At 40.8% G+C, this 23,826-nt stretch carries 24 protein-coding genes and 1 pseudogene; 8 read left to right on the top strand and 17 right to left on the bottom strand.

The window, feature by feature from the left end; translation table 11 throughout:
• The first annotated feature begins 37 nt into the window (after positions 1-37).
• Positions 38-529: a DUF805 domain-containing protein gene (locus tag M4974_RS01585; RefSeq protein WP_248705488.1), complete on the top strand. Its 492-nt coding sequence runs from the start codon at positions 38-40 to the stop codon at positions 527-529.
• Positions 530-660: 131 nt separating this feature from the next.
• Complete coding sequence (locus M4974_RS01580) at positions 661-1,704, top strand: lactonase family protein (protein WP_248705489.1); 1,044 nt, start codon at positions 661-663, stop codon at positions 1,702-1,704.
• A gap of 50 nt (positions 1,705-1,754) precedes the next feature.
• On the opposite strand, the gene M4974_RS01575 is transcribed toward M4974_RS01580, so the two are convergent.
• The gene (locus M4974_RS01575; protein ID WP_248705490.1) at positions 1,755-2,630 is read right to left on the bottom strand and encodes an SPFH domain-containing protein; all 876 of its coding nucleotides are present in this window, start codon (positions 2,628-2,630) and stop codon (positions 1,755-1,757) included.
• Between the two features lie 6 nt (positions 2,631-2,636).
• Positions 2,637-2,978 carry a hypothetical protein gene (locus tag M4974_RS01570; RefSeq protein WP_248705491.1) on the bottom strand — a complete coding sequence of 114 codons (342 nt, stop codon included), beginning with the start codon at positions 2,976-2,978 and terminating at the stop codon, positions 2,637-2,639.
• Positions 2,979-3,528: 550 nt separating this feature from the next.
• On the opposite strand from M4974_RS01570, the gene apf reads away from it, so the two are divergent.
• From apf to M4974_RS01555, 3 genes are all read left to right on the top strand, one after another.
• Positions 3,529-4,164: an aggregation-promoting factor gene (apf, locus tag M4974_RS01565; protein ID WP_248715720.1), complete on the top strand. Its 636-nt coding sequence runs from the start codon at positions 3,529-3,531 to the stop codon at positions 4,162-4,164.
• Between the two features lie 126 nt (positions 4,165-4,290).
• On the top strand, positions 4,291-4,539 hold the full coding sequence (locus tag M4974_RS01560) for a hypothetical protein (RefSeq protein WP_248705493.1): 249 nt from the start codon (positions 4,291-4,293) through the stop codon (positions 4,537-4,539).
• Positions 4,540-4,571: 32 nt separating this feature from the next.
• The gene (locus M4974_RS01555) at positions 4,572-5,087 is read left to right on the top strand and encodes a molecular chaperone (RefSeq protein ID WP_248705494.1); all 516 of its coding nucleotides are present in this window, start codon (positions 4,572-4,574) and stop codon (positions 5,085-5,087) included.
• A 37-nt stretch (positions 5,088-5,124) separates the two neighbouring features.
• On the opposite strand, the gene trmB is transcribed toward M4974_RS01555, so the two are convergent.
• From trmB to M4974_RS01540, 3 genes are read right to left on the bottom strand one after another with little or no spacing between them, the layout of a single operon-like run.
• The gene (gene trmB, locus M4974_RS01550) at positions 5,125-5,784 is read right to left on the bottom strand and encodes a tRNA (guanosine(46)-N7)-methyltransferase TrmB (RefSeq protein WP_248705495.1); all 660 of its coding nucleotides are present in this window, start codon (positions 5,782-5,784) and stop codon (positions 5,125-5,127) included.
• A 12-nt stretch (positions 5,785-5,796) separates the two neighbouring features.
• Entirely contained in the window at positions 5,797-7,038 is a 1,242-nt protein-coding gene (locus M4974_RS01545; RefSeq protein ID WP_248705496.1) for an ABC transporter permease, read from the bottom strand.
• Positions 7,025-7,768, bottom strand: a complete 744-nt coding sequence (locus tag M4974_RS01540) for an ABC transporter ATP-binding protein (RefSeq protein WP_248705497.1) — start codon at positions 7,766-7,768, stop codon at positions 7,025-7,027. The genes M4974_RS01545 and M4974_RS01540 overlap by 14 nt, the downstream gene beginning before the upstream one ends.
• 73 nt (positions 7,769-7,841) lie before the next feature.
• Here M4974_RS01540 and M4974_RS01535 point away from each other — a divergent pair, with 73 nt between their 5' ends.
• From M4974_RS01535 to M4974_RS01525, 3 genes are read left to right on the top strand one after another with little or no spacing between them, the layout of a single operon-like run.
• The gene (locus M4974_RS01535; RefSeq protein ID WP_248705498.1) at positions 7,842-8,279 is read left to right on the top strand and encodes an HIT family protein; all 438 of its coding nucleotides are present in this window, start codon (positions 7,842-7,844) and stop codon (positions 8,277-8,279) included.
• Positions 8,280-8,528 carry a hypothetical protein gene (locus tag M4974_RS01530; protein ID WP_248705499.1) on the top strand — a complete coding sequence of 83 codons (249 nt, stop codon included), beginning with the start codon at positions 8,280-8,282 and terminating at the stop codon, positions 8,526-8,528.
• Positions 8,529-8,577: 49 nt separating this feature from the next.
• Positions 8,578-9,501 (top strand): peptidylprolyl isomerase, encoded by a 924-nt coding sequence (locus tag M4974_RS01525; protein ID WP_248705500.1) that lies wholly within the window; start codon positions 8,578-8,580, stop codon positions 9,499-9,501.
• A 41-nt stretch (positions 9,502-9,542) separates the two neighbouring features.
• Here M4974_RS01525 and M4974_RS01520 read toward each other — a convergent pair whose 3' ends face one another.
• From M4974_RS01520 to M4974_RS01465, 12 genes and pseudogenes are all read right to left on the bottom strand, one after another.
• Complete coding sequence (locus tag M4974_RS01520; RefSeq protein ID WP_248705501.1) at positions 9,543-10,493, bottom strand: 3'-5' exoribonuclease YhaM family protein; 951 nt, start codon at positions 10,491-10,493, stop codon at positions 9,543-9,545.
• 16 nt (positions 10,494-10,509) lie between these two features.
• Positions 10,510-12,870: an ATP-binding protein gene (locus tag M4974_RS01515; RefSeq protein WP_248715719.1), complete on the bottom strand. Its 2,361-nt coding sequence runs from the start codon at positions 12,868-12,870 to the stop codon at positions 10,510-10,512.
• Positions 12,860-14,032 (bottom strand): metallophosphoesterase family protein, encoded by a 1,173-nt coding sequence (locus M4974_RS01510; RefSeq protein ID WP_248705503.1) that lies wholly within the window; start codon positions 14,030-14,032, stop codon positions 12,860-12,862. Before M4974_RS01510 ends, M4974_RS01515 begins: the two co-directional genes overlap by 11 nt.
• A gap of 109 nt (positions 14,033-14,141) precedes the next feature.
• On the bottom strand, positions 14,142-14,933 hold the full coding sequence (locus M4974_RS01505) for an alpha/beta fold hydrolase (protein ID WP_248705504.1): 792 nt from the start codon (positions 14,931-14,933) through the stop codon (positions 14,142-14,144).
• Between the two features lie 9 nt (positions 14,934-14,942).
• Positions 14,943-16,352, bottom strand: a complete 1,410-nt coding sequence (gene lpdA / locus M4974_RS01500; RefSeq protein ID WP_248705505.1) for a dihydrolipoyl dehydrogenase — start codon at positions 16,350-16,352, stop codon at positions 14,943-14,945.
• A 1-nt stretch (position 16,353) separates the two neighbouring features.
• A complete protein-coding gene (locus M4974_RS01495) occupies positions 16,354-17,658 on the bottom strand; it encodes a dihydrolipoamide acetyltransferase family protein (RefSeq protein WP_248705506.1) in 1,305 nt (434 codons plus the stop codon).
• Positions 17,651-18,631 carry an alpha-ketoacid dehydrogenase subunit beta gene (locus M4974_RS01490; RefSeq protein ID WP_248705507.1) on the bottom strand — a complete coding sequence of 327 codons (981 nt, stop codon included), beginning with the start codon at positions 18,629-18,631 and terminating at the stop codon, positions 17,651-17,653. Before M4974_RS01490 ends, M4974_RS01495 begins: the two co-directional genes overlap by 8 nt.
• A 2-nt stretch (positions 18,632-18,633) precedes the next feature.
• Complete coding sequence (locus tag M4974_RS01485; protein WP_248705508.1) at positions 18,634-19,767, bottom strand: thiamine pyrophosphate-dependent dehydrogenase E1 component subunit alpha; 1,134 nt, start codon at positions 19,765-19,767, stop codon at positions 18,634-18,636.
• Between the two features lie 10 nt (positions 19,768-19,777).
• Positions 19,778-20,785, bottom strand: a complete 1,008-nt coding sequence (locus M4974_RS01480; protein ID WP_248705509.1) for a lipoate--protein ligase — start codon at positions 20,783-20,785, stop codon at positions 19,778-19,780.
• A 121-nt stretch (positions 20,786-20,906) separates the two neighbouring features.
• Positions 20,907-21,928: pseudogene (locus M4974_RS01475) on the bottom strand (lipoate--protein ligase).
• Positions 21,929-22,048: 120 nt separating this feature from the next.
• Positions 22,049-23,395, bottom strand: a complete 1,347-nt coding sequence (glnA, locus tag M4974_RS01470) for a type I glutamate--ammonia ligase (RefSeq protein WP_248705510.1) — start codon at positions 23,393-23,395, stop codon at positions 22,049-22,051.
• A gap of 29 nt (positions 23,396-23,424) precedes the next feature.
• Positions 23,425-23,763, bottom strand: a complete 339-nt coding sequence (locus tag M4974_RS01465) for a MerR family transcriptional regulator (RefSeq protein ID WP_248705511.1) — start codon at positions 23,761-23,763, stop codon at positions 23,425-23,427.
• Between the last annotated feature and the right edge of the window lie 63 nt (positions 23,764-23,826).

Raw genomic sequence — 23,826 nt, 5'->3', positions numbered from 1 at the left:
CTGAGCATAGAGAGAAGTTCTCTTTAAGGAGAAACTTATGATATCAATGGCTCAGGCTTTCAAAAATTTTTGGCGTAATTATCTGAATTTTACTGGTACAGCCACGCGGGCTGAATACTGGTGGATGACGCTCTACCTGATAATCTTTTTCATTTTTTGGATACCAGCTACCACCATGATTATTATTGCATCCCCAGCTCACAGTAATATTAACTTCACCTCTTTTTGGCAAATATTTACTCATTCATCCTTGTTAACCATGATATGGATTTTTCTAACCGTTGCCGTCTTCGTTGCCCTTGCCATCCCTTCTTTATCACTAAATGTGCGTCGCTATCGTGATACGGGATTAAATGAAATTTTGGTCTGGTTAATCTTTATTCTGACAATCATCTTTCACTTCTATTCTCCTAATGATAATGCCTATGTCCGCGTCTTGCCCACGATTGTTACGGTTATTACGTTTATTTTAACTATCTTGCCCACTAAATTTCTTAGCAAGGTTAAAATTTTGGGCCGGACTCATTAAAATTTAAAAGCCCCTGAAAGCTTGGATACTTTCAAGGGCTTTTATAGATGAATTTCTGAAATAATTATTGAAAAAAAGTGAAGCCGAGCACATAATGTAAGCGTATACAGTAAGAAAAGGAGATTTACCGCATGATTGAAAAGTTTTTAATTGGTACCTACACTATTAATGACAGTGAGGGTATTTTTGAAATTGAACTAGACAACGATAAAAAAGTACTCCAAAATGCCCGTCTGGTGGCTAAAATCGATAGTCCAACCTATTTGGCCGAATCAAAAAAACATATAGTTTATGCCGTTGACCGTAACATGGCTCAACCTGATTTAAGGGGTGGCGTGGCAAGCTTTGATTTTAATCAAGAGCCCGCAGTGTTACTACAAGAAGAAATTGAAACTGGTACTTCAGATGCCTATGTCGCCATTGACGAAGGCCGTCAATTGGTTTACACAGCCAATTACCACATGGGGTATATCTCAGTTTATGCCATTCAAGCTGATGGTACTCTGTTACTCAAGGATCGGGTACAAAGCTTAGGCGAAGTTGGCCCTCGACCACAACAAGCCGACGGTGCTCATCCCCACTATGCTAATCTAACCCCCGATGGTCGTTTAATCGTCTGTGATTTAGGTACCGATCGGGTGCATGTTTATGACATTTCTGCCGAAGGTCAATTAAGCCAAGTATCCGAACTAAAAACCGAACCAGGTTTTGGTCCCCGCAACATTTCCTTTGTCAATGAAAAAAATATCGGTTATCTAGTCGGTGAGTTGGCTAGTCAAGTTTCCGTTGTTCGCTATCACCCTGTCGATGGTCAATTAGAAGTGCTGGAAACCTTATCAACCATTCCAACAGACTGGACTGAACACAATGGGGCTGCTGCCATTAAAATTTCTAGTGATCAACGCTTTGTCTACATCACTAACCGTGGTCACGATTCGATTGCCGTTTTTGAAATTCAAGCCGATGGTAGCTTGACTCTGCGTCAGTTAATTCCTAGTGAAGGAGAATTCCCTCGAGATTTCAACTTTAACGCCGACGAAAGCCTCTTGTTAGTTGCCAACCAAAACTCTGACAATATGTCCTTATACGAACGTGATGCCCATAGCGGTCAGCTAACCTTAATTCAAAAAGAGTTTGCTGTACCAGAAGGAACTTGTGTCATGCGTCGAATTTAAAATAATCAAAAAAGGATTCAGCTGCTAAAACAGTTGAATCCTTTTGCTTTTTACTTCTTTTCATCAGCTAAACTTTTACCAATTGCCTTACCTAAAACCACTGATTGTCCTAAGCTGTCAACTTCTTTACCGTTCACCACCACCAAATTACTATCTGATTGAGCTAAAGTAGCAAAGGCGTTAATTGACTGGTTATTGAAGTACTTTTCATCAGCACTGGCCAAGCCAGCTTGCACCGTGTCAATCCGGTAACGCTCGGCATCTGCCTGCGTCTTAGTGGCACTGGCTTGAGCTTGCGCCGTAGCAATCAAAGCATCGTTATTGGCCTTAGTCCGTAATTCGATTGCCTTAGCATCCCCTTCAGCTTTAGAAATTGCCGCTACTCGTTCACGGTCAGCCTTTAGTTGGGTATCCATGGCCTCTTGAATGGCACTACTTGGCTTTAATTCGTCAATGTTGATTCGATCAACATTAATGCCGTAGGTATTGGTCAAATCGCCAATGGCTTCTGCCAATTCTTTGTTAATCTTGGTTGTTGATCCCAACGCCTCGTTTAAATCCATCCGTCCGATAATATCACGTAAGTGTCCACGCACTAATTGCTGCATAGATTCCACAGAATCTGTGTTTTCGTACATATATTTAACAGCATCGGTTACATGAAAGTTCAATGTTACCGTTGTATTAATATCAGCATTATCCTTGGTAATGACCGAATATCCCTGCAAACGCAAAGGCTGCAAAGCTAGACTAACCACTCGAATGCGTTGAACAAAAGGCAAACAAAGATGTAAGCCGGACTGTTTGGTACTACTATATTTTCCAACCGTTTCCAATAAACCAACTTGGTTTTGCGGTACGATTTTAATTCCTAAAGCGATAACAATTATCACCAAAACCACAACAATCCCTAAAATCATAATCATTCTCTCCTATTTTGCTACGGTAGCAATGGTCAATAGATTCCCTTCGACCTGTGTTACCACGTATTCTTGTTCCGCTAAAACATTAACAGCTCCACTGAGAGTATAGCGATAGTAATTTCCCAGTAACTGAACCAAACCGCTTTTAGGATCAATATCTTTTAAAGACAGACGGCGACCGATTAAATTTCGCTGTTCAAAACTTTGTTCGACCTGCAAATTATTGTTCAGTAACTGATTAATGTAATCATCCACTGATCGACCCTCCTGATTTACTTTATTTAACAATAATTGATACAAATGTTCATCCAATTCAACAGAAAACGACATTTTTGATAATCTATCAACCATCGCTACCTCCTATCTTTATCATAGCATACTGACTCACCTGAAATTTCATACTTATATAGTAGAAAAAGTTAAACAAACTATTTTTATAACATTTTTCTTCATATTGTAATGGATAATAATTTTAATTTTAAAAATTACTCGATAAAATTTAGTAAGATAATCAGATTTTGTTCACTTTTAGAAAGCAAAAACGATTATTTTAACTGAAAATTAGATCAAAATTCCATAAATTTAATAAAAAAATTACCCGAATTGTTACATTATCAAATCGCCCATTAGTCAAAAGTTTAATTTTCTTATAAATCTATTCCAGTTGCCTTTACTTGGGAAATTAATGATTCCTAGTTTATCAAAAAAATTAAATTTAAAAAGGCTTTTTTTAGTCTTCAAAAATGAGCTTTGAAAACTTCGTAATATTTAGGAAACAATTACATAATCTCTACGTAATATTACCTTGTTAGTTTATGGGAGTGATATCGAAAGGAAAGACATCAAGCCCAATAAGCAAGATGTACAAATTCAGATGAATAAAACAATTAAGAACACTCTTATGGCTACTACTGCAGCAGCCGCGCTCCTAACTGTTGGTGCATCAACTCAGGCAAACGCCGATGATATTAACGACAATGATAACAACGTTTACACCGTTAAAGCCGGTGACACTTTGAGCGAAATCGCTCAAGCTCATAATACTAATGCTGTACTTCTAGCAAAGAACTCAGGCATCAAGAACATCGACTTAATTTTCATTGGTGAAAAGATTAAGTTTAGTTTTGATAACCAACGAGTTGAAGCCGTAACCACTCCAACTGGTGAAGTTCAAACTGCTAGCCAACCGGTTGCTAGCGCACCAGTTCAAACTGCTACGCCAGCCGTACAAAGCCAGCCAGTTATTTACCAGCCAGTAGCAACTGCTCAAGCAAGTACTACACCAGCTGCTACTCAAACTGTTAGCTACACTGGTCAAAGCTCTGCTGCTAAGGACTATATCGCCAGTGTTGAATCTGGTGGCTCATATGACGCCCGTAACGGTAACTATATTGGTAAATACCAACTTTCATCAAGTTACTTAAACGGTGACTATTCAGCCGAAAACCAAGAACGCGTTGCTGACCAATATGTTCAGTCACGTTACGGTTCATGGGAAAACGCTGCTAGCCACAGTCAACAATACGGTTGGTACTAAGATTTAAAACACCTACGGGTGTTTTTTTTATGCCCTTTTATCGTCAATTATGCCTAATCAACGGCGAGTAAAATAGAATAATGGTAAAATAAGAATGATATGTGTTAATTAACAGAAAGGATTTCCATGCCTCAATACAATTTCATTCTTGCCAGTGCTCGGGTTGAAACCGACGTTAAACTCCCTCAAGTCCCTCAAATTGGTGATGTGATTTCGATGAATTCTGATGTCGACTCACCTCACTACTTAGTTTGTCGGATTGAGTTATTTGCCAACAGCGATATCGTCAATGTCCATGTGCAGCGCTTTGCCAATCAATTATCAGCAAAACTAGCCATTGATGGTTTTCGCAATAATCGCAATTTCATTCAGTAATTCCATATCTACAAACTACGGGAGATTATTTTATGCGCAAAGCCTTCATCGCCCTTGCAGTTGTTATTGCTGGTTTACTGGTTGCTTTATTTCTCTTTAACCAAGAACCTAAATATGCTGGCGTTTCTCTTTCACAAAAGGACTACCAGCACGTTCAAAGCAGTAAAAAACAAGTAAAGGCCATATTATCCGATTTAAAGCTTTTTAATACCCACCAAGATAAAAGCTTAGCTGAACTAAAAAAAGACGCTGACACCTTATTAAAGAGCAATCAGCCGGACCTTGGCCCTCATGATTATGATAAGCTCAAGGAAGCTCTTTATGGTCCTTACGGGATTGTTACCTCGGCTGAAAATGCTAAAGCCCGAAATTATCAAATTGATGTCAGTGTTGCCTCTAGTTTACGTGGTAACTTTGAAACATTGATTGTTAAAAGCATCAGTAGTATTAATAAAAATTCAATCCAACGTGAAACTATCAGCAATCAGTTAATTAAAGATCTGAATTTAGACCAGGTTCTCTATCAAATTGGTAGTGCACAAGAATAATAAAAAAAGCTTACGACTAAGTCGTAAGCTTTTTACTTTAAAAATGAGCTTTAATTTTATAAATCGGTTGTCCTAAAGCTAGGAATTTTTCTTCATATTCAGTTTGAATATTACCGGCCACCTTGTCTTCATCAGCATGTAAATCCAAAGTAAAATCCTCTGGCTGCCAACGCATGCCATAGTCCATAAAACTTACAATCGAATATTCAAAAAGATGGCGATTATCCGTTTTAAATTCAACTTCTCCACCACTTGGTAACACCGCTTCGTAGGATTTTAAGAAACTTTTATAAGTTAATCGACGTGATTCATGACGCGTCTTGGGCCAGGGATCAGAAAAGTTCAAATAAATCTTTTGAATTTCTCCCGGTTCAAAATAGGTTTCGACTCCATTGCCGTTCCCGAACAAATACCGCAAGTTAGGTAATTTACCAAGACGATCAAAGCTTTTACGCGCCGCAATCGCTACCGCAGTTTCTTGAATCTCCATTCCGATATAATTAATGTCTGGATGAGATAAGGCCATTGCCATAATGAACTGCCCTTTTCCCGAGCCAATCTCGACATGAATTGGTTGATCTTGATCAAATTGTTGAGACCAGTGTCCCCGTAATTGCGTTGCTTGATCTTGGGGAATGACTAAATCAGTATGCTCAGCCAGCCAAGGAGCGGCCCAAGGTTTTGAACGTAAATGCATGATTTCCTCCAGTTATTGCCCTTTCTTCAAGAGCCGTGGTATATAAAAATAGTAACAAAAAATCGTCATTAGGCCAGCTCCAGTAATACCAGCCCGCAAAGCTGACCAAGTCGTTACGGTGGCCGCTACAATAATCACGATACTAACTAAGCTAAAGCCAAATAGTAAGCGATTAAAAACTTTTTCTTGATTCGCAAGCGTAATCGGTACTAGCTGCGTCCACAACACTTGGCGAGTTTGTAAGAAAAGTGGATAAATTTGAAAATTAACTAAATAGACCGTCATCGCGGCAATCACAGCAATAAGCCAAGTTGGTGCCGAGTGAACATTAATTAAAATAATGATTGCCACTAACCATAATCGTAATATTAAGGGTAGAATTTCATTATTACGAATCAGTTGCGTTAAATAAAGCCTTTGGATACCGCCCCGCCTAGGTGTCAGCCAAGCAATCAAAGGATCAAGGTAAGCCCGTCGTTTAATACTTTTAGCTTGTTGAGGCACTTCAGCAAATAAAGCATAAAAGTGTAAAACTGCTTGCTCGTGGGTTTGGGCCTGCTGAATCGCTAATGGCCAAGCCAGAGCAGCGCTAACTTGATTGGCCTGGGCATTTAACTTTCTACCAATAATCCATTCTAAGAATAAAGCCACTAGCATAATCCCTAAACCAACAAATAGCGGAAGCCAGAACAGGCTGGCTAAAATGATAATTGGTATCAAGATTTTTAATGTGATGTCATTAATCAGCGGCTTAGCGGTCGTCAAAAGCTGGTACCGCTCGACCACTAGTAAAAAAATCTTATACATCACAGTAAATAGTAAAACTAGCAGCAAACTAAAAATTTGGCGGAAACCAACAGCGATTAAAATTGGCCAAACACTGGCAAAAAAGATTATCTGCCAAACACTGGCAAAACTAGCTGATACTCCTAGGGCTTGCTTTAAATAGCGACTCATTAAAAAATGATCCTGCCCTAGCAAAAATAACCGATCAGCCGGACGAAAATAGGTTACCAGATGTCCTAATTGCAGGCCTATAGTTAACCAGGCTAAGATAGCAAATTTCCACCAAGGATTTTGCCAGATATCACTGCTAGCCGGCACCATTAATAAACTGTGGTAACCTAACACCACCCCGCCAAAGGCAATTAACAAAAATAAAACAAAATGTTCATTAAATAAAAGTCGTAGATATTTAATATTTCGCTGTTGCGCAGTGGCAAAACGTTGCCAAAATAACTTAGTTAGGACCATTGTTTTGTCCTTCCTGACTTAAGTCAAAAAAGTCATCTAAATTAGCTAAGCTAAGATTATGTTTTTGGGCTAGTGCCTCAGGTGAACCAATAAAATCAACCTGTCCGTCCTTTAGAACAACAAAGGTATCAACGTAATTAGCTGCCGATCCAAGCAAGTGGGTCGTTAAGAGTACACCATTACCCTGACGAGCTTGTTCTTCCATTAATCGGACCACATCTTTTTGCGCTAAAGTGTCAAGACCCAAAAAAGGCTCATCAACTACCAGCAGAGGCGCATTTAACATAAAGGCCGCTACAATCATGACTTTTTGTCGCATTCCCTTTGAAAAATGAATCGGTAGCCAGTGTAATTTATTATCCAAACGAAATTTAGCTAGCAAGACCAAAACCCGTTGCCAGTGCTGCTCATCATCTATATTATGACTGGCTAACATGAAGTGCAGATGCTCTTCTAAGGTTAGCTCATCGTATAAAATTGGTTGCTCTGGAATATAGGCAATTTGCTGTTTAAAAGCCGTTGGATCCTGACTAATATCAATATCATTTAACAGAATCGAGCCAGCATAAGGAGGTCGTTGCCCGATGACATGATTAATCGTTGTCGATTTTCCAGCACCGTTTAAACCAATTAAGGCTACAATTTTACCGTTTGGCACCTCAAAGGTGACATTTTTTAACACGTTATTACCAGCATAGCCGCCGGATAAATTATCAATTTTTAGTCCCATGGCTATTATTATAACAGTCGCCTTCGCATTTGTTATAATGAATGTTAGTGACTTTATCAAAGGAGAATGCAAAATGGCAGATGATATTTTTGATCTAATTATTAAAGGCGAAATTCCGTGCTATAAAGTTTATGAGGATGATGATGTACTCGCCTTTTTGGATATTTCACAGGTGACCCCCGGGCATACCCTTTTGGTACCTAAAGCCCATGTGAATGATATTTTTGACTATGATGAACAAATTGCTGAAAAAGTTTTGTTGAAATTACCGAAGTTAGCCCGCGCCATTAAAGCCAGCAACTCTAAAATTACGGGCATTAACATTCAATCTAACAACGGCCCATCAGCTGGTCAAACAGTAATTCACTCTCACTGGCATTTAATTCCTCGATTTGACGATGACAATCTTAATAGCCAACTGGCCCCTGCGATTGATCACAGTGCTGATTTTACCCCTGAGCGCTATCAGGCGATTGCCCAACAAATTGCTACCAATATAAAGGAAGTATAAATGAAATTTTTGGATAACTTGAAAGCCCTTTGGCAGGATGTCAAAACCATCCAGCAACAAAGTCAGCGTCTTTCAGACCAAGTCAATAAATTACAGACACAATTAAATATTCAAGAAAAAAAGCTGCGAGACTTAAACAACGGCGTCAAACGAATGAATTTTAAAAACAAACCACATTTAGATCGTATCCAAGCCACCTCCGAGCATCTTGAACAAGAGCTGGCAAAATATGGCACGAATAACCGCTAAATGTGCTAGAATGTTGTCTGTATCTATTTCGAATTAGAAGGGATTTATTATGCGTCGCAAAATCGTTTGGGGTTTGCTAATCGTCATTTTCTTAGGCGGATTGGTTTACCTATTCTTTAATTCATCCAAGACAGTCATGACATCAACCGCCGGTAAAATTACCGAAAAGGAATATTACGATGATGTCAAAAAATCAGCTGCTGGACAGCAAGAATTTGCAAATATGGTGATTAACAAGGTCTTGAACAAGGAATATGGCAAGGATGTTTCCAAGTCAGACTCCGATAAGGCCTTTGATACCCAAAAAGCGCAATACGGTTCACAGTTTAAGGAAGTGTTGGCTCAAAACAACATGACCGAAGAACAATTCAAAGAGTCAATCCGTAATAAGATGATTATGACTTATGCCGTTAAAGCCAACTATAAGATTAGTCAAAAGCAACTTGACGAGGCTTATAGTAACTACCAACCAGAAACTACGATTTCATTAATTACTGCTAAGAATCAAGATGATGCTCAGGCAGCTATCGATGATATCAACGCTGGTGATAGTTGGGCATCAGTATATAAGAAGTATTCAAGTGAAAACAAGAATGCTAGCGCCACTGGTCAGTTACCTGCTTTTGATTCCACTAACACTAGTGTGGATAGTGAAATCCGTAAAGCAGCCTTTAACATGAGTGGGGTTGGAGCTATTTCTGACTCACCAGTCAAGGGTACTAGTGGCAACTACCATGTCATCAAAATTGACAAGGTTAGTGATAAGCCAGCCCAAAGCAAGGTTGAAAAGAAGTTGAAGGATAAGATTGCTACTGACTTCCTCAACGATTCTAAGAATCAAACTGAAATCCAAAAGATTATCGGTTCAATCCTTCGTAAGGATGACGTATCAGTTAAGGATACTGATTTGAAGAACGCTTTGAGTGGTTACATGACTTCTGGCGTAACTGCTAACTCAAGTAGCTCTAAATAAGTCAATAAAAAACACGTAACTAATTATAGTTACGTGTTTTTTTAGGATTCCGATTCGGTTTTATAAAAGCGTCGATTATCTAAACCAAAAATTCGAGTAGAAAAGCTACCTGGAGCAGTTTTTTCTATGGCCCCAGTCATCATCTGCATGCTAGCATCTAAATTATCCAATTGATTCAACACCTGAGCTTCCATAACCATTGGACGCACCGGGGAACCGTATTCTAACAAACCGTGGTGAGCTAAGACAACATGTCGGAGCAAAATCATCTCTTCACTGTTTAAATCAAAGTGTAATTCATTAGCCGCTAATACGATTTGTTCATCAATTAAAGTAATGTGGCCGATTAAGTCGCCGGCCAAAGTGTATTCTGTGGCAATCGGACCACTCAATTCAATAACTTTCCCCAAATCATGTAAGAGTGCCCCTGCTAGTAAGAGGTCCGCATTCAATTGAGGATATTGCTGACTAACACTTTTAGCTAACTGGGCAATTGATAATGAATGAAAGGCCAAACCACCATTAAAAGCATGGTGGTTTTTTTTAGCCGCTGGAAATTGTAAAAACTGATCATGATATTGCTTAAATAATCGCCTTACCAGCCGATTCCATGTTGGTTGACTAATCATTAGTAAATAATCATTTAACTGGGCATCTAGATCAGCGGTCTTCACTGGAGCATGGGCCATGAAATCAGCTGGATTATTCGGTTCCCCCGCCTGAGTCAGGCGCAAACTAGTAATTTGTACTTGGGGCTGACTTTTAAAGGCCCCCCGTACTCCTTGGAGTTTGACAATTTTTCCTTGAATAAATTCATTAATCTGTTCCTGGCTCGCATCCCATAAATTTCCTGGTAAGTCACCAGATCGATCACTGAAAGTTAAACTAATATAATTTTTCCCAGTTTTAGTTAGCCGGACTTCTGCACTCGTAATTAAGGCAAAATTGTCAACGACATCATTATCCTGATACTGAGTTAATAAGCTTGTCATGATATTACTCCTCTGTTTAACCTAAAGTTAGACTATTTAGCACATCTCCATCAGACTGACTCGTCCAATAAATGATTTGATGCGTCTGGGCCAACTTTTGTAACAATGATAACATCTGTTGTCGCCGTTGTGGGTCAAAGTTAACTAAGGCATCATCAATTAAAATTGGTAGATCAACTACATCCTCCAAAACTTTAACCATTGCTAACCGTAAGGCTAAATATAGCTGTTCCTTAGTTCCCATTGATAGTTGATAGATTGGTAAACGCTGACCAGTCGCGTTAATCACCAATAATTCACCGCTAGTAAAAGAAATCTGTTGGTAGGCATCTAAAGTCATTTGACTAAAATACTCTTGCGCGATGGCCTGCATCCGCGGAAATCGATGGGCTGAATTTTCAGTTAGAACTTGTTCAATCCACTGACTACTTAGTTTTTGACTTAAATAGTCGATTAAGCCTTCAGTTAACTCACTTTGCTGACTAGCCAAATTTTGTTGCAGCGCCAAGTACTGATCACTAGTCACGCCAGCTTGATAATTTGCCTCTAATTGAGCTAATTCTTTTTGTCCCTGTTGAACTGCTGCAGTTAGGTTTTTAACCTCGGCTTGCCCCCTTTGCAACTGGTTATTTAAGCTGTTTTCATCTTTAATATTATGCAAAATAACCTGCAGCTGCTCCTGATCAATTTGCCCTTGAATATCTTGATAACGCTGTTGATAGCGCTGGTAGTTTTGATACTGAGCCAACCCCTGCATTAAATTAGCCATATTGGCAACTTGATAACGACTGAAAATAGCCGCTATTTCCTGATTTAAGGCTGCTAAACGTTCTTGGTAATTAGTTAACAAGGTTAGCTGTTGACTGGCCATATCTGACAAATGACCTTGAAGAATGTCTTGCGTTAAATGAGCTTGCTCTTTTAGCCTTTGATAAAGGACTGGCAATTCCTCCTGATAAGTAATGATACCTACTTTAGCTAATAGACTTTCAATAGTTGGCCTTAACTCGTTCTGTAATTGGCCTAACTCGCTGGTTTGAGTCAATATTTGTGCTTGTTGTCGTTGGGCATTTTGTAATTGATCTTGCTCAGCCAAAATGGCTGCCGGTAGCAAAGGTTGGTATCGAGCTAATAATTGCTGTCGTTGCTGGTATCGGTTAAAACAACGATAGTCTTGCCAGATAGCACCCGCTACTAACAAAACCATCAGCCAGATGGGAAAATGTAAAATTAGGCCAAGAATTATCGCACCATTTAGTCCCAAGGTGATGCCCAGCATTTTATTGTAGTCAATTAAAAGACTGCGTTCATGGGCTTGCAGTGGTGTTGGAATCCACCCCTCAAATTTAGCTTGGATTTGAGCGAGTTCCGCCTTAGTTTCTGACAAACTAAGCTTCAAATAGCTAATGCGCTGAACAGTATCTGCCATCTGATAGACTTGCTGAGCCTCAGTTGCACTTAAGGTTGGGGGGGCAGAGGCTTGACTTTGTTCTTGATTTAACTGATTAATACTAGTCTGCAAGGCTTCAATTTCTAGCGATAATTTTTGTGCCTGCTGATAATCCTGCTGGTCGATTGGCTTAACAGTGACTTGTAAATGCTTTTGTTGAATTTGTTGAGCTTCCTGGTAAAGGCCATACTGCTTTTGAGCTTGACTCAGTTGATTAAGCCCTTCTTCTTGCTTTTGTAAGTCTAATCTTTGTGCTTGTAACTGGTCTTTTTTTTGTTGAATTTGTTGTTCTTGATTGACAAAATCAGCCACCTGCCCAGCCAGACTTTGGAGGGCTTGTTCATCTTGCTGATAAGCATTTAAAGCCCGATTAATAGGGCGTCGACCGGTGGTGCTGACAGTATATTTTTGATTAGCTTGGCGGTCCAATTGTTGTGCATATTGAAACCACCCCTCCCCTTGTCCAGTGCCTAAATTTAGGAGTAGACGTTCTAAATCCTGAGCTGATAATTTTTTAATTTTCTCTAGGGCCAGTAAATCAAAACTATAAATCGCCTGGTACTCTGATACTGACATCTTTCCCAGCTGATTTTCTAACCAAGCACTTGGATTTTCAATTTGACTATGATTATCCAAATTTTCCACGGTTAGTTGAGAACTAGTTCGATCTAAGCGGGTAATTTTATAATGTTGCTTAGCAATACTAACAGTTAAACTACCGCCATAACGGCTACCATCGACTGGTTCATAAAGATTACGACCCTTGGCCTTACTGGGAAAACCAAATAACACCCCTAAAATAAAGGCGTTCAAGGTCGACTTTCCGGCTTCATTTGGGCCAGCAATAACCTGCCAATTTTTCAGGTTATTCAAACTAAATTGGGACCATTTTCCAAAACCTTGAATTGCTAAGGCTTCAATTTTCATGATGATTCTCCTCGAATAATCGGGCCTGCATGGCTTGCTTTAAAGTGGCTTGACCAGCCGGACTCAAAAAGAATTCCCGTAAGGCCACTGGCAAATCAATCCCAAGTAAACTGTTAATGTTATCTGGCTGTAAGACTTGGTTTAGGGCCTTTTGCCAAACACGGTCATCAATATTGACATCCCCCCGCGGCATCACATTGGGTAAATTAAGGATAATTTTAACCAGCCAAAGCTTTTGGCTGACTGCTTGACGAGCTTTATCGAGTAGCAGGCCAGAATTAAATGCCTCCTGTAATAACGCTGGTAATGGCCCTGGCAGGCGAATTGTTAGCAAGGTCGGCTGATCTGGTTGTAGCGTGTTCAATTGGTTCAATAAATCATCAATCTCAGTTAACTGCCCAACTGTTAATTCTTGCCATATAACCGGGGCAACTGCTTTAAACTCGGGAATTAATTGATTATTTTTAGTTTCTACCAGATAAAAGCCTTTCGGGCCAGTTTCTTTAGCATTTAAACCTTGCAGATTACCGGAATAAGCCACATAGGGATGTTCATGCAGAACTTGACGAACATGAATATGGCCTAACGCCCAATAGTCATAATTTTTAGCTAATAAATCACTTAATTTAAAAGCCGCATAGTTGCTCCCAGCACTCCCCAAACTACCATGATAAAGGCCAATCTGATAGTCATAGCTATTATCTTTTAGGGAAAAGTCGGCCATAATTGACGTGGTTTGGCGTTGATCCTGATAGGAAAAACCAGTTAGCCCAATTTTAAGACCCGCTTTGGTTAGTAAAGAATAAGTAGTAACAGCTTGCGGGAACACATGAACATTATCCGGCCAAGCTAAATGTGGTTGCTGATCAGCCTGAAAATCATGATTTCCAAAACTCAAATAAACTGGAATTTGGGCTGCTTGTAATTGCAAAAAAGCCGTCCGTAACTGATCTTGAACGATTGGACTGTTACGTTGTCCATGATAAAGATCCCCAGGGAACAAAACAAAATCTACCTGTTCAGTTAGCGCAACCTGAATCAGTTTTTGAAAGGCAGTTAAGGTCGCCGAACGGATTAATTGTTGAAAATCAGCCGGCATATTACTATCTAAACCAACAAAGGGATTGCCTAAATGGACATCCCCGGCATGAATAAATTTCATTAGAATCCTTTCCAAAGAGAACAAATGTTCGCAAAAATTATACCGAACTTCAGCTACCCCTGCAAGCTTTTAGGAATAAAAAAACTACCAAATGACTTGGTAGTTTCTATTATAAATATTTTTGTAAAAAGTTAGCTAGACTAGTATTAAAATCAACTGGATTTTCCAGATGAGGTACATGTCCAGTCTCTGAAATCATAGCTAACACCCCTTTTGTCAATAAAGCCACGGTTAACTGACCTTGGTCAGCTGGCCAGAGGGGCGAATACTGACCTGTAACGACTAAATGCGGTAATTCTTCCTGTTGAGCAACTGGCCTCCAATCCTGAGGCAAACTATCCAATAATAAAGGTACGTTAGCCATCCAATTAAAGGGCGTGGCCTTTTGGGCCAGAAAAACCTGCAATTCATGGGGTAGCGGCCGATAAGTTAAGGACTGATGTCGCAATTTTTCAATCGCAACAGCCAAATCTTCCTGATTAGCATCAAAGAGACCAATAGGCCAATCCAACGAACGTATGCATTTGGGTGGTAAATCCTCAGTCACCACGGCACTTATATTTTCTTGACCAAACTGGGATAAATAGGACCAGACGGTACTAGCCCCGAGGGAATGACCAATCAACACCGGATTGATTAAATGACAGTAGTCAATTAATTCTTTTAAGTCCTGGCCTTGCCGTTTAATCGTTAAATCTTCCAAAGCAACCTGACTCAATCCCTGGTTACGATGGTCATAGGTAATCACCCGGTACCCAGCGGTTGTAAAATAATCAACCTGTAATTGCCAATTGGCCTGATTAGCCCCAAAACCAGTGCTAAAAACTAGGGACTGTCCGTCATAGGCACCACTAATTTGATAATTAATTTTAACTTGGTCACTGGTTAAAAAGTAAGACACGTCAACCTCTTAAACGTGAATTGGCACACCATCAGCCAATTCAGCAGCATCCATAATCGCTTCACCCAAAGTTGGATGAGGATGAATCGTCAAGGCAATATCTTCAGTAGTTAAGCCGTTTTCAATCGCCAAGGACAATTCTGAAATCAAATCCGAAGCATTGGCTCCAACAATTTGTCCCCCAATCAAAGCCTTAGTTTGCTTATCTTGAATCAAGCGGATAAACCCAGTAGTCGCGTCCATGGATAAAGCCCGTCCGTTAGCAGCCAAGGGGAACTTAACAATGTTGACATCTAGATTATTTGCTTTAACACTATCAGGAGTTTCACCAACAGTCGCCAATTCATATTGAGTATAGGCAACAGCTGGCAAAGCATAGTGCAAATCATGCGCATCGGACTGACCAGCAATTGCGGCAGCCGCAATTTTAGCCTGGAAACTAGCCTTATGGGCTAACTGTGGACCAGGCGTAATATCCCCAATAGCATACACATGGGCTACACTGGTCTTCAATTGATCATCAACTTCAATTAAGCCACGATCAGTAAGCTTAATATCAGTATTATTCAAGCCTAATTGATCAGTATTTGGCCGGCGACCAACAGCAACTAGGAGATAATCCCCCGTCACGGTTTGGGTCTTACCATCAACTTCATATTCCAAGGTCACATCATCATCAGTTTGGCTAGCTTGTTTAGCGGAGGCATTGGTAATAACCTCACCACCGTGGGCCTTAAAGTCGGCCAAAACGGGTGCAACCATTTCCTGATCGAAACCATTTAAAATGTGGTCAGTTCCCTCAATGACGGTCACTTGACTACCCATATTGGCATAGGCACCACCCAATTCAAAGCCGATAACTCCACCACCAATAATCACTAATTTCTTAGGAATCTCGGGTAAGGACAAAGCACCGGTAGAATCAACGATTCGCTTAGAAAGTGGCATGGTAGGAATCACAAAGGGATGTGAACCAGTGGCAATAATTACATTGTTAAACTGTAACAGCTGATGGCCGTCTTCTTGGACAACATTCACCGTTTCATTATCAACAAAACTAGCATCACCCTCAATGACATCAACCTTATGCTTTTTCAAAAGGCTGGCTACTCCACCGGTCAAATGATTAACAACACCGTTTTGTTTCCAATCTTGGGTCTTTTCCCAGTCAAGGGTACTCTCCCCCATGGTTAAACCAAAGGGATTGCTAGCCCGACTTTCACGAACATGATGACCAACATTAATCAAGGCTTTAGAGGGAATACAACCAATATTTAAGCAAACACCGCCGATTTTATCGCGTTCAATCAAGGTTACTTTTTGACCCAATTCAGCAGCACGAATAGCGGCTACATAACCACCAGGGCCCGAACCAATCACAACTGTATCAACCTCTGTTGCTTGTGCACCAACAACCATCTTATACCTCCATCAACATGTATTCAGGATCACCAAGTAGCTGCTTTAGGTAATTCATACCACCTTGACCCAACATACCGTCAATCAAACGGTGATCGTAGGTCAAAGACAACTTCATGTTTTGTCCGGCTACCACGGCACCAGCTGCGTTAACGACTGGTTCAGTACTGATAGTACCCAATCCCAAAATCGCAACTTCATTGGCATTAATGATTGGCGTAAACCAAGAACCACGAGCAGAACCAAGGTTAGAGATTGTAATGGTAGCACCGTGCATTTGATTAGGCTTAATTGTTCCTTCCCGAACAGCTTGAGCCAAATCCTCAATTTCTTGAGCAATCGTCAAAATTGACTTACGATCAGCATCATGAATAACTGGCACAAACAAACCACTTGGTGCATTGACAGCTACACCGACGTTAACGGCTTGATGATAAACTACCGTTTCTTTTTGCATATCTAGGCTAGCATTAAATTCAGGGAATTTCTTAGCCATGGCAGCCAAAGCTTTAACGGCGTAAGCCAAGTAAGTCAAGTGAATATCTTGTTTCTTAGCAACTTCCTTAAAGTGTTGACGGTGAGCTACCAAATCAGAAACTTCCACTTGATCAAAATTAGTAACTGATGGAATTGTCAAGTTCTGGTTCGTCATGGCTTTGGCAATGGCCTTCCGGATACCAGACATTGGTTCAGTCCGATCTCCTTCAGTAGGCGCGATTGCTTGTGGTGCTGGCACACTTGGCGCAGCCGGTGCGACTGGAGTAGCTAGGGCTTCAACAGCTGGCGTAGCTGGAGCAACAGACCCATTAGCCGTAAAGTTACGTACATCTTGCAAGGTGATGTGTCCATGGCGACCGGTAGCTGGCACTTGGGTCAAATCAATATTATTTACCTTAGCAAACTGACGTACCATCGGCATAGCTAAAATATTGCCATTGCTGGCGACACTGGCACCGTTACTTGTAGCAACTGGTGCTGCTGGCGTAGCTGTGGGAGCTGGTTGAGCAGGGGCAGCCGGAGTGGGACTAGCTACTGGCGCAACACTTTGACTATCAGCACTACCAGAGCCATCGCCATCAAATTCAATCAAAGGATCACCAACTGCTACCGTTGTACCATCCGGTACATAAAGCTTAGTAATAGTACCAGAATAAGGCGATAAAATATCTTGCACCATCTTATCATTTTGCACTTCAGCGACTTCATCATCAGCCTTAATCGTATCACCAACTTTTACGAGCCAATGCGAAATCTCACCCTCGGCCATACCTTCACCGATATCGGGCATTTTAAAAATCTCAGTCATAATTCACTACCTCCACAGCCTTAGCCACGATGTCATCAGCCTTGACCATCCAGTCCCCTTCTGCTTGAGGGAAAGGATAAATTGAATCTGGTGCGGCAACAAAACCAATTGGGGCTGCCAAACTCAAGATAAAGCGCTCTGAAATTTCTGCCATTACCTTGCTGCCAACACCAGCTAAGCGTTGCGCTTCTTGGGCAACAACCACTCGACCGGTCTTTTGTACCGTTTTACCAATGGCTTCAATATCCAAAGGTGAAACAGTCCGCAAATCCAAGACTTCAGCATCAATCCCTTGTTCAGCCAAAGTATCAGCAGCCTTTAAGGCCAAAGGTACTGTACCACCATAGGCAATAATTGATACATCCTTCCCTTCACGGGCAACTGCAGCGGTATCCAAAGGTGTCGTGTAATAACCTTCTGGCACTTCACCCTTTAAAGAACGATACAAGTGCAAGTTTTCCAAGAAGATAACGGGGTCATTAGATTCAATCGAACTTAGCAACAATCCCTTGGCATCGGCTGGATTAGCTGGCATCACTACGCGAATACCAGGTACTTGGGCAACGATTCCTTCCAAGTTATCAGCGTGCATTTCTGGTGTCTTAGTCCCACCACCATAAGGAGAGCGGACAACGATTGGCATATGGCGCGTATTGTTGAAACGGAAACGATTACGTGACATTTGACCGGCAATTGAATCCATTACTTCAAAGATAAAACCAAAGAACTGAATTTCCATAATGGGCCGGTAATTTTGGGTAGTTAAACCAATAGCTAAACCACCAATGCCAGATTCAGCCAAAGGCGTGTTGAAAACTCGATCTTCGCCATATTTAGCCTGTAAACCATCGGTAGCACGGAAAACACCACCGTTTTGACCAACATCTTCACCAAAAATTAAGGTATCTGGATCTTTTTCCAAAGCTAAATCCAAGCCCTCACGAATGGCATCAATATAACTTTTAACAGCCATAATTACTTACCCTCCTCTTCAAACTTTTTAATCTGCTCCGTCATTGCGAAACTAGGTACTTCCAAAGTATGCTTCAAGAAATCACTAATCTTTTGCTTTTCAACATTGTCAGCCTTGGCGATATTCTCATCAATTTCTTTATTAACTTGTTCAACATAGGCTTGCTCAATCTCTTCACTCCAGATACCCAACTTTTCCATGTAAGCTCGCATCCGTAGCAAAGGTTCAAACTTCCAATGTTCGTCAATATCAGCTTGGGTCCGGTAACGCAAAGGATCATCTCCAGCCGTTGAGTGAGGTTCCAACCGATTAGTCAAAGTCTCGATGAAGACTGGACCATTACCAGCTACGGACCAAGCCCGGGCTTCTTTAGCTGCCAAGTACACGGCAATGGCATCATTTCCATCGACCACTACGCTTGGCAAACCAGCTGCCCAACCCTTAGCAGCTAAGTGAGGAGCTGCTGTTTGTAACTTACGTGGCGTTGAAATGGCAAAGCCATTGTTTTGTGAGAAGAAGACTGCATTAGCATGGTAAGCACCAGCAAAATCCATTCCTTCGTAAAAATCGCCCTGCGAAGTTCCACCATCACCAGTATAAGCATAGACAACGGCATCCTTTTTACGCTTCTTCAAGCCCAAAGCAATTCCAGCTGCTTCTACATACTGAGCGCCAATGATGATTTGGGGCATCCAAGAGTTAACTGGCTTACCATCTTCGGTTTCAAAGACATTTCCTAATTCATGGCCTCGTGACCAAAGAATTGCTTTCCAAATTGGCCAACCCTTGACCACGATTTCAGGAATATCACGATACCCAGGCATCAACCAATCATCATCGTTAAAGGCATAAGATGAAGCCATTTGAGAAGCTTCCTGGCCGGCAGTTGGGGCAAAGAAACCAAACCGACCCTGCTTAGCCAACTTCGTCGAACGAATATCTAACTGGCGGCTCATAACCATGCGCTTCATAATTTCTACCAAGTCGTCATTAGTTAAATTAGCCCGCTTTAAGGCTTCTTCATCAACAATTTCACCTTCGTTATTTAAAACAGACAAGGTTGGAAAACTTTCGTCTTGCTGCTGTAATTGATAGTCAAAATCTAAAATTTTCTTGTTTGTTTCTGTCGTTGTCATAACGTTTTTCCTATCCTTTCACTTTTCCTTTGTGGTCAAAAATCACTGACAACAATTGGTCATCGGTCACCGAACCAAAGTACTGGCCATCTCGATTTTTCGCTAATATTTGCTTCATGGCCGCTGGGGTATAAGCCTGTCCAATAAAGGAATCTTTAATATCACGCCAATCCCGCACACCTAAGAAATCACCCCGAAACTCAATGTCATCAATCTTACCCTGGTGAACATCAATGTAGACATCAACACTACCGCCATTAAATTTCTCGTGGTTGTGGTAAGTAAATTCAGGACTGTGCCCATAGTTCCAATCCCAAGTGGCAAACTTTTGATCACGCAAATCAAGAATTGATTGTTTTTGTTCGTCGGTTAGCTTGTACTCGCCATCTTTTCCTTCATCGGTTAAATAATAACGAAGCAAATCCATAAACTTCTCGATGCTCATGTTTTCTGGGGCATAGTTCCGAATATTACCAACTCGAGACCGAACTGACTTTGCTGCCTTGGAAATGAATTTTTCATCAGCAACATTAAGTGCCCGAACCATGGCATCAACATCCGTATCCCAAAGTAAGGTTCCATGATGCATCAAATATCCCTTAACATAACGCTGGGCATTCCCAGAAACCTTCTTATCATCAATGGTCAAATCATTACGACCAGAAATTTCCGTCTCAATTCCAATCGACCGAAGCGCATCACACATTGGTTGCACAAACTTCTTAAAGTCAACTTCGGCACTTGATTTAACCGGTACAAAGAAGGTAAAACAGATATTACCCAAATCATGATAGACGGCACCACCACCGGAAACACGGCGGACAACCTGAACATCATGCTCATCAATATACTTTTGGTTAATTTCAGCAAAAGTATTTTGGTTACGGCCGACAATCACTGCCCGTTTATTACGCCAAAGCGAAAAAACTGGTTCTGATAAATCTAAATTTTCTAATAACCAGGTGTCCATAGCAATGTTAGTATAGGCATCTGTTCCAAAATAATTAATGTACTGCACGCTAATCCTCCTTTGCATGTAAGCGTTATCATGTCTGACTTAATTATAACGCCAAATGGATCTTTTAGATAAAAAATTTACTAGATTGTCCAAAAAATAACAAAACAACATCCCCATCAGTTTAGGAATGTTGGTGATTGACAATTGAATTTTGAGCCTGATTAAAAATAACGGACAGTAGCTCCCCGTCGCTAATTGAACCAAAGTATTGACCATCATGATGTTCTTGCAATAGTTGCTTAACAACAGCTGGGCGATAGGCCTGTCCGATAAATTTGGGCTTAATTTCACGCCAATCCCGGACGCCTAAGAAATCACCCCGAAATTCAATATCACTAATTTTACCGGCTTCTACATTTAGATAGACATCGATACTACCGCCGGTAAATTTAGCGTGGTTGTGATAGGTAAACTCAGGACTGTGCCCGTAATTCCAATCCCAGGTGGCAAATTTTTGATTGCGAAGAGCCATAATGGCCGCTTTTTGCTCATCATTGAGCTGATACTCACCATCTTTTCTCTGATCAGTCAAGTGATAACGAAGTAATTCAATGAATTATCACTGGTTAAATCAGCTGGGGCATAGTCTTTAATATTACCAACTCGGGCCCGCACGGACTTAGCCGCCTTAGAAATAAACTTTTCATCAGCCACATTTAAAGCCTGCACCATGGCGTTAACATCCGTATCCCACAATAAGGTCCCGTGATGCGACAAATATCCTTTGCTGTAACGTTGGGCATTACCAGAAATTTTCTTGCCATCAATGGTCAAATCATTACGACCGGAAATTTCCGTTTCAATGCCAATCGACTGCAAGGCATCATACATCGGCCGGACAAATTTTTGAAAATCAACTTCAGCACTTGTCTTTACCGGCACAAAAAAGGTAAAACAAATATTACCCAAATCATCATAAACAGCCCCACCACCAGTCATCCGACGAACCACTTGGACATCATGGGCGTCAATGTAGGTTTGATTAACTTCAGCAAAGGTATTTTGATACTGGCCGACAATCACCGCCCGCTTATTTTGCCACAGAGCAAAAACCGGTTCCGTGGGATGCAGATTATCTAGTAGCCAAGTATCCATGGCAATGTTGGTATAAGCATCAGTGCCAAAATAATTAATGTACTGCACATAAACCTCCTTCAATAACTCTTTCTGTCCTGATTATAACCTTAAAAAATTTTTTAACCGGATTTTTTCTAAAAATTCAATAAAAAAACTAAGCCACCAAGGCTTAGTTTTTTTATTGAATTAATAATTATCTAGATAGTTGTCAATTTCCCATTTGGATACAAATTGACGGTATGAAGTATATTCAATCTTTTTAGCTTCAATGAACTTATCGGCAATGTGGTTACCAATGGCATTAATAACAATTGGATCTTCAGACAAATCTGAGACAGCTGCCAACAAAGTATCGGGTAGATTGGTAATACCAGCCCGCTTACGTTCATTTTCATCCATCAAGTAGATGTTCTTATCAACTGAAGCAGTTGGTTCAAGTTCACGATCAACCCCATCCAAACCGGCCATCAAAATAGCAGCCAAAGTAGTATAAGGGTTAGCGGTTGGATCAACGGTACGCAATTCCAAGCGAGTTGATTGACCACGTGAAGCTGGAATTCGAATCATTGGTGACCGGTTAGAAGCCGACCAAGCGACATAGACTGGCGCTTCAAATCCTGGTGTCAAACGCTTATAAGAGTTAACGGTTGGGTTAGCCAAAGCAGTAATAGCAGTGGCGTGAGCTAATAATCCACCTAGGAAATGATAAGCCGTTTGCGATAGACCCATTTCATCACTTTTATCCTCAAAAGCATTCCCCTTTTCAGTGAAAAGTGACATATTGGTATGCATTCCCGAACCATTAATCCCAGCGACAGGCTTAGGCATGAAAGTTGCATAATACCCATTTTTACGAGCAATGGTCTTAACCACCAACTTAAAGGTCTGAATCTTATCGGCTGCTTCCAAAGCATTCGTATACTTAAAATCAACTTCATGTTGTCCTTCAGCAACTTCGTGATGAGCCGCTTCAACTTCAAAATTCATCTTTTCCAAAGTTAAGACGATTTCCCGTCGAACATTTTCACCCATGTCCAAAGGAGCTAAATCAAAATAACCACCCTTATCATTTAATTCCATGGTTGGTTTGCCATTTTCATCCAATTTGAAGAGGAAGAATTCTGGTTCAGTTCCAACATTAAAGGCTGTAAAGCCTTCTTCTTTGGCCTTGGCCAAGGCTGAACGCAAGGCATGGCGGGGATCACCAGCAAAAGGTTCGCGATCAGCCGTATAAACATCAGCAATCAAGCGAGCCACTTTTCCACCATGTGAATCAGTTGCCCAAGGGAAAATCATAAAGGTTGAAAGGTCAGGATAGAGATACATATCTGATTCATTGATACGAACGAAACCTTCAATTGAGGAGCCGTCAAACATCAAATTGTTATCTAATACCTTATCCAACTGGGAAATTGGCACTTCCACATTCTTAATTGCTCCCAAGACATCGGTGAAAGTTACCCGAATGAACTCAACGTTTTCTTGAGCAACAATTGTCTTAATTTCCTCTTTACTGTAAGCCTTTCGTACCATTGTTTTCCACTCCTTTTTATTGCACCCTATTATCGGACATCAAAGCGACCAATCTTAGCAAACTCATCTTGCAAGGATCGGCGCAAGGCCTGATCAGTATTTTTACTTTGCTGGGCCTTACGTGCCTGTTTTTCAAAGATTTCCTTGATGTCCTTGGTTGAATCACCGGCATCTAAGTGATCTTTGATATTCAATAATTGATCGACATCATTTAAAGAAAAGCGGCGCTGTCCACCATCTCCGCGTTTGGGACTAATCAAACCGTGCTGCTCATAGTATCGAATTTGTCGGTCAGTTAACAAAGTTAACTCACGGACGGTTCCAATCGGTAAAATGGCCAAATTACGCCTTAACTCACGACCAGACATCCAAACCACCTCCCTTTAAACTTATCTAATATTGTAATGAAAAAAATACTAACTCGTTAATGT

It is taken from the genome of Convivina praedatoris (assembly GCF_933208495.1).
Lineage (GTDB): Bacteria > Bacillota > Bacilli > Lactobacillales > Lactobacillaceae > Convivina > Convivina praedatoris.
This window is presented reverse-complemented; position numbering and strand designations above follow the sequence as displayed.

Bases quoted from the DNA above. Each gene is read 5' to 3' on its own strand.
- M4974_RS01585 (WP_248705488.1), top strand. From the start codon at position 38: ATGATATCAATGGCTCAGGCTTTCAAAAATTTTTGGCGTAATTATCTG.
- M4974_RS01580 (WP_248705489.1), top strand. From the start codon at position 661: ATGATTGAAAAGTTTTTAATTGGTACCTACACTATTAATGACAGTGAG.
- M4974_RS01575 (WP_248705490.1), bottom strand. From the start codon at position 2,630: ATGATTATGATTTTAGGGATTGTTGTGGTTTTGGTGATAATTGTTATC.
- M4974_RS01570 (WP_248705491.1), bottom strand. From the start codon at position 2,978: ATGGTTGATAGATTATCAAAAATGTCGTTTTCTGTTGAATTGGATGAA.
- apf (WP_248715720.1), top strand. From the start codon at position 3,529: ATGGCTACTACTGCAGCAGCCGCGCTCCTAACTGTTGGTGCATCAACT.
- M4974_RS01560 (WP_248705493.1), top strand. From the start codon at position 4,291: ATGCCTCAATACAATTTCATTCTTGCCAGTGCTCGGGTTGAAACCGAC.
- M4974_RS01555 (WP_248705494.1), top strand. From the start codon at position 4,572: ATGCGCAAAGCCTTCATCGCCCTTGCAGTTGTTATTGCTGGTTTACTG.
- trmB (WP_248705495.1), bottom strand. From the start codon at position 5,784: ATGCATTTACGTTCAAAACCTTGGGCCGCTCCTTGGCTGGCTGAGCAT.
- M4974_RS01545 (WP_248705496.1), bottom strand. From the start codon at position 7,038: ATGGTCCTAACTAAGTTATTTTGGCAACGTTTTGCCACTGCGCAACAG.
- M4974_RS01540 (WP_248705497.1), bottom strand. From the start codon at position 7,768: ATGGGACTAAAAATTGATAATTTATCCGGCGGCTATGCTGGTAATAAC.
- M4974_RS01535 (WP_248705498.1), top strand. From the start codon at position 7,842: ATGGCAGATGATATTTTTGATCTAATTATTAAAGGCGAAATTCCGTGC.
- M4974_RS01530 (WP_248705499.1), top strand. From the start codon at position 8,280: ATGAAATTTTTGGATAACTTGAAAGCCCTTTGGCAGGATGTCAAAACC.
- M4974_RS01525 (WP_248705500.1), top strand. From the start codon at position 8,578: ATGCGTCGCAAAATCGTTTGGGGTTTGCTAATCGTCATTTTCTTAGGC.
- M4974_RS01520 (WP_248705501.1), bottom strand. From the start codon at position 10,493: ATGACAAGCTTATTAACTCAGTATCAGGATAATGATGTCGTTGACAAT.
- M4974_RS01515 (WP_248715719.1), bottom strand. From the start codon at position 12,870: ATGAAAATTGAAGCCTTAGCAATTCAAGGTTTTGGAAAATGGTCCCAA.
- M4974_RS01510 (WP_248705503.1), bottom strand. From the start codon at position 14,032: ATGAAATTTATTCATGCCGGGGATGTCCATTTAGGCAATCCCTTTGTT.
- lpdA (WP_248705505.1), bottom strand. From the start codon at position 16,352: ATGGTTGTTGGTGCACAAGCAACAGAGGTTGATACAGTTGTGATTGGT.
- M4974_RS01495 (WP_248705506.1), bottom strand. From the start codon at position 17,658: ATGACTGAGATTTTTAAAATGCCCGATATCGGTGAAGGTATGGCCGAG.
- M4974_RS01490 (WP_248705507.1), bottom strand. From the start codon at position 18,631: ATGGCTGTTAAAAGTTATATTGATGCCATTCGTGAGGGCTTGGATTTA.
- M4974_RS01485 (WP_248705508.1), bottom strand. From the start codon at position 19,767: ATGACAACGACAGAAACAAACAAGAAAATTTTAGATTTTGACTATCAA.
- glnA (WP_248705510.1), bottom strand. From the start codon at position 23,395: ATGGTACGAAAGGCTTACAGTAAAGAGGAAATTAAGACAATTGTTGCT.
- M4974_RS01465 (WP_248705511.1), bottom strand. From the start codon at position 23,763: ATGTCTGGTCGTGAGTTAAGGCGTAATTTGGCCATTTTACCGATTGGA.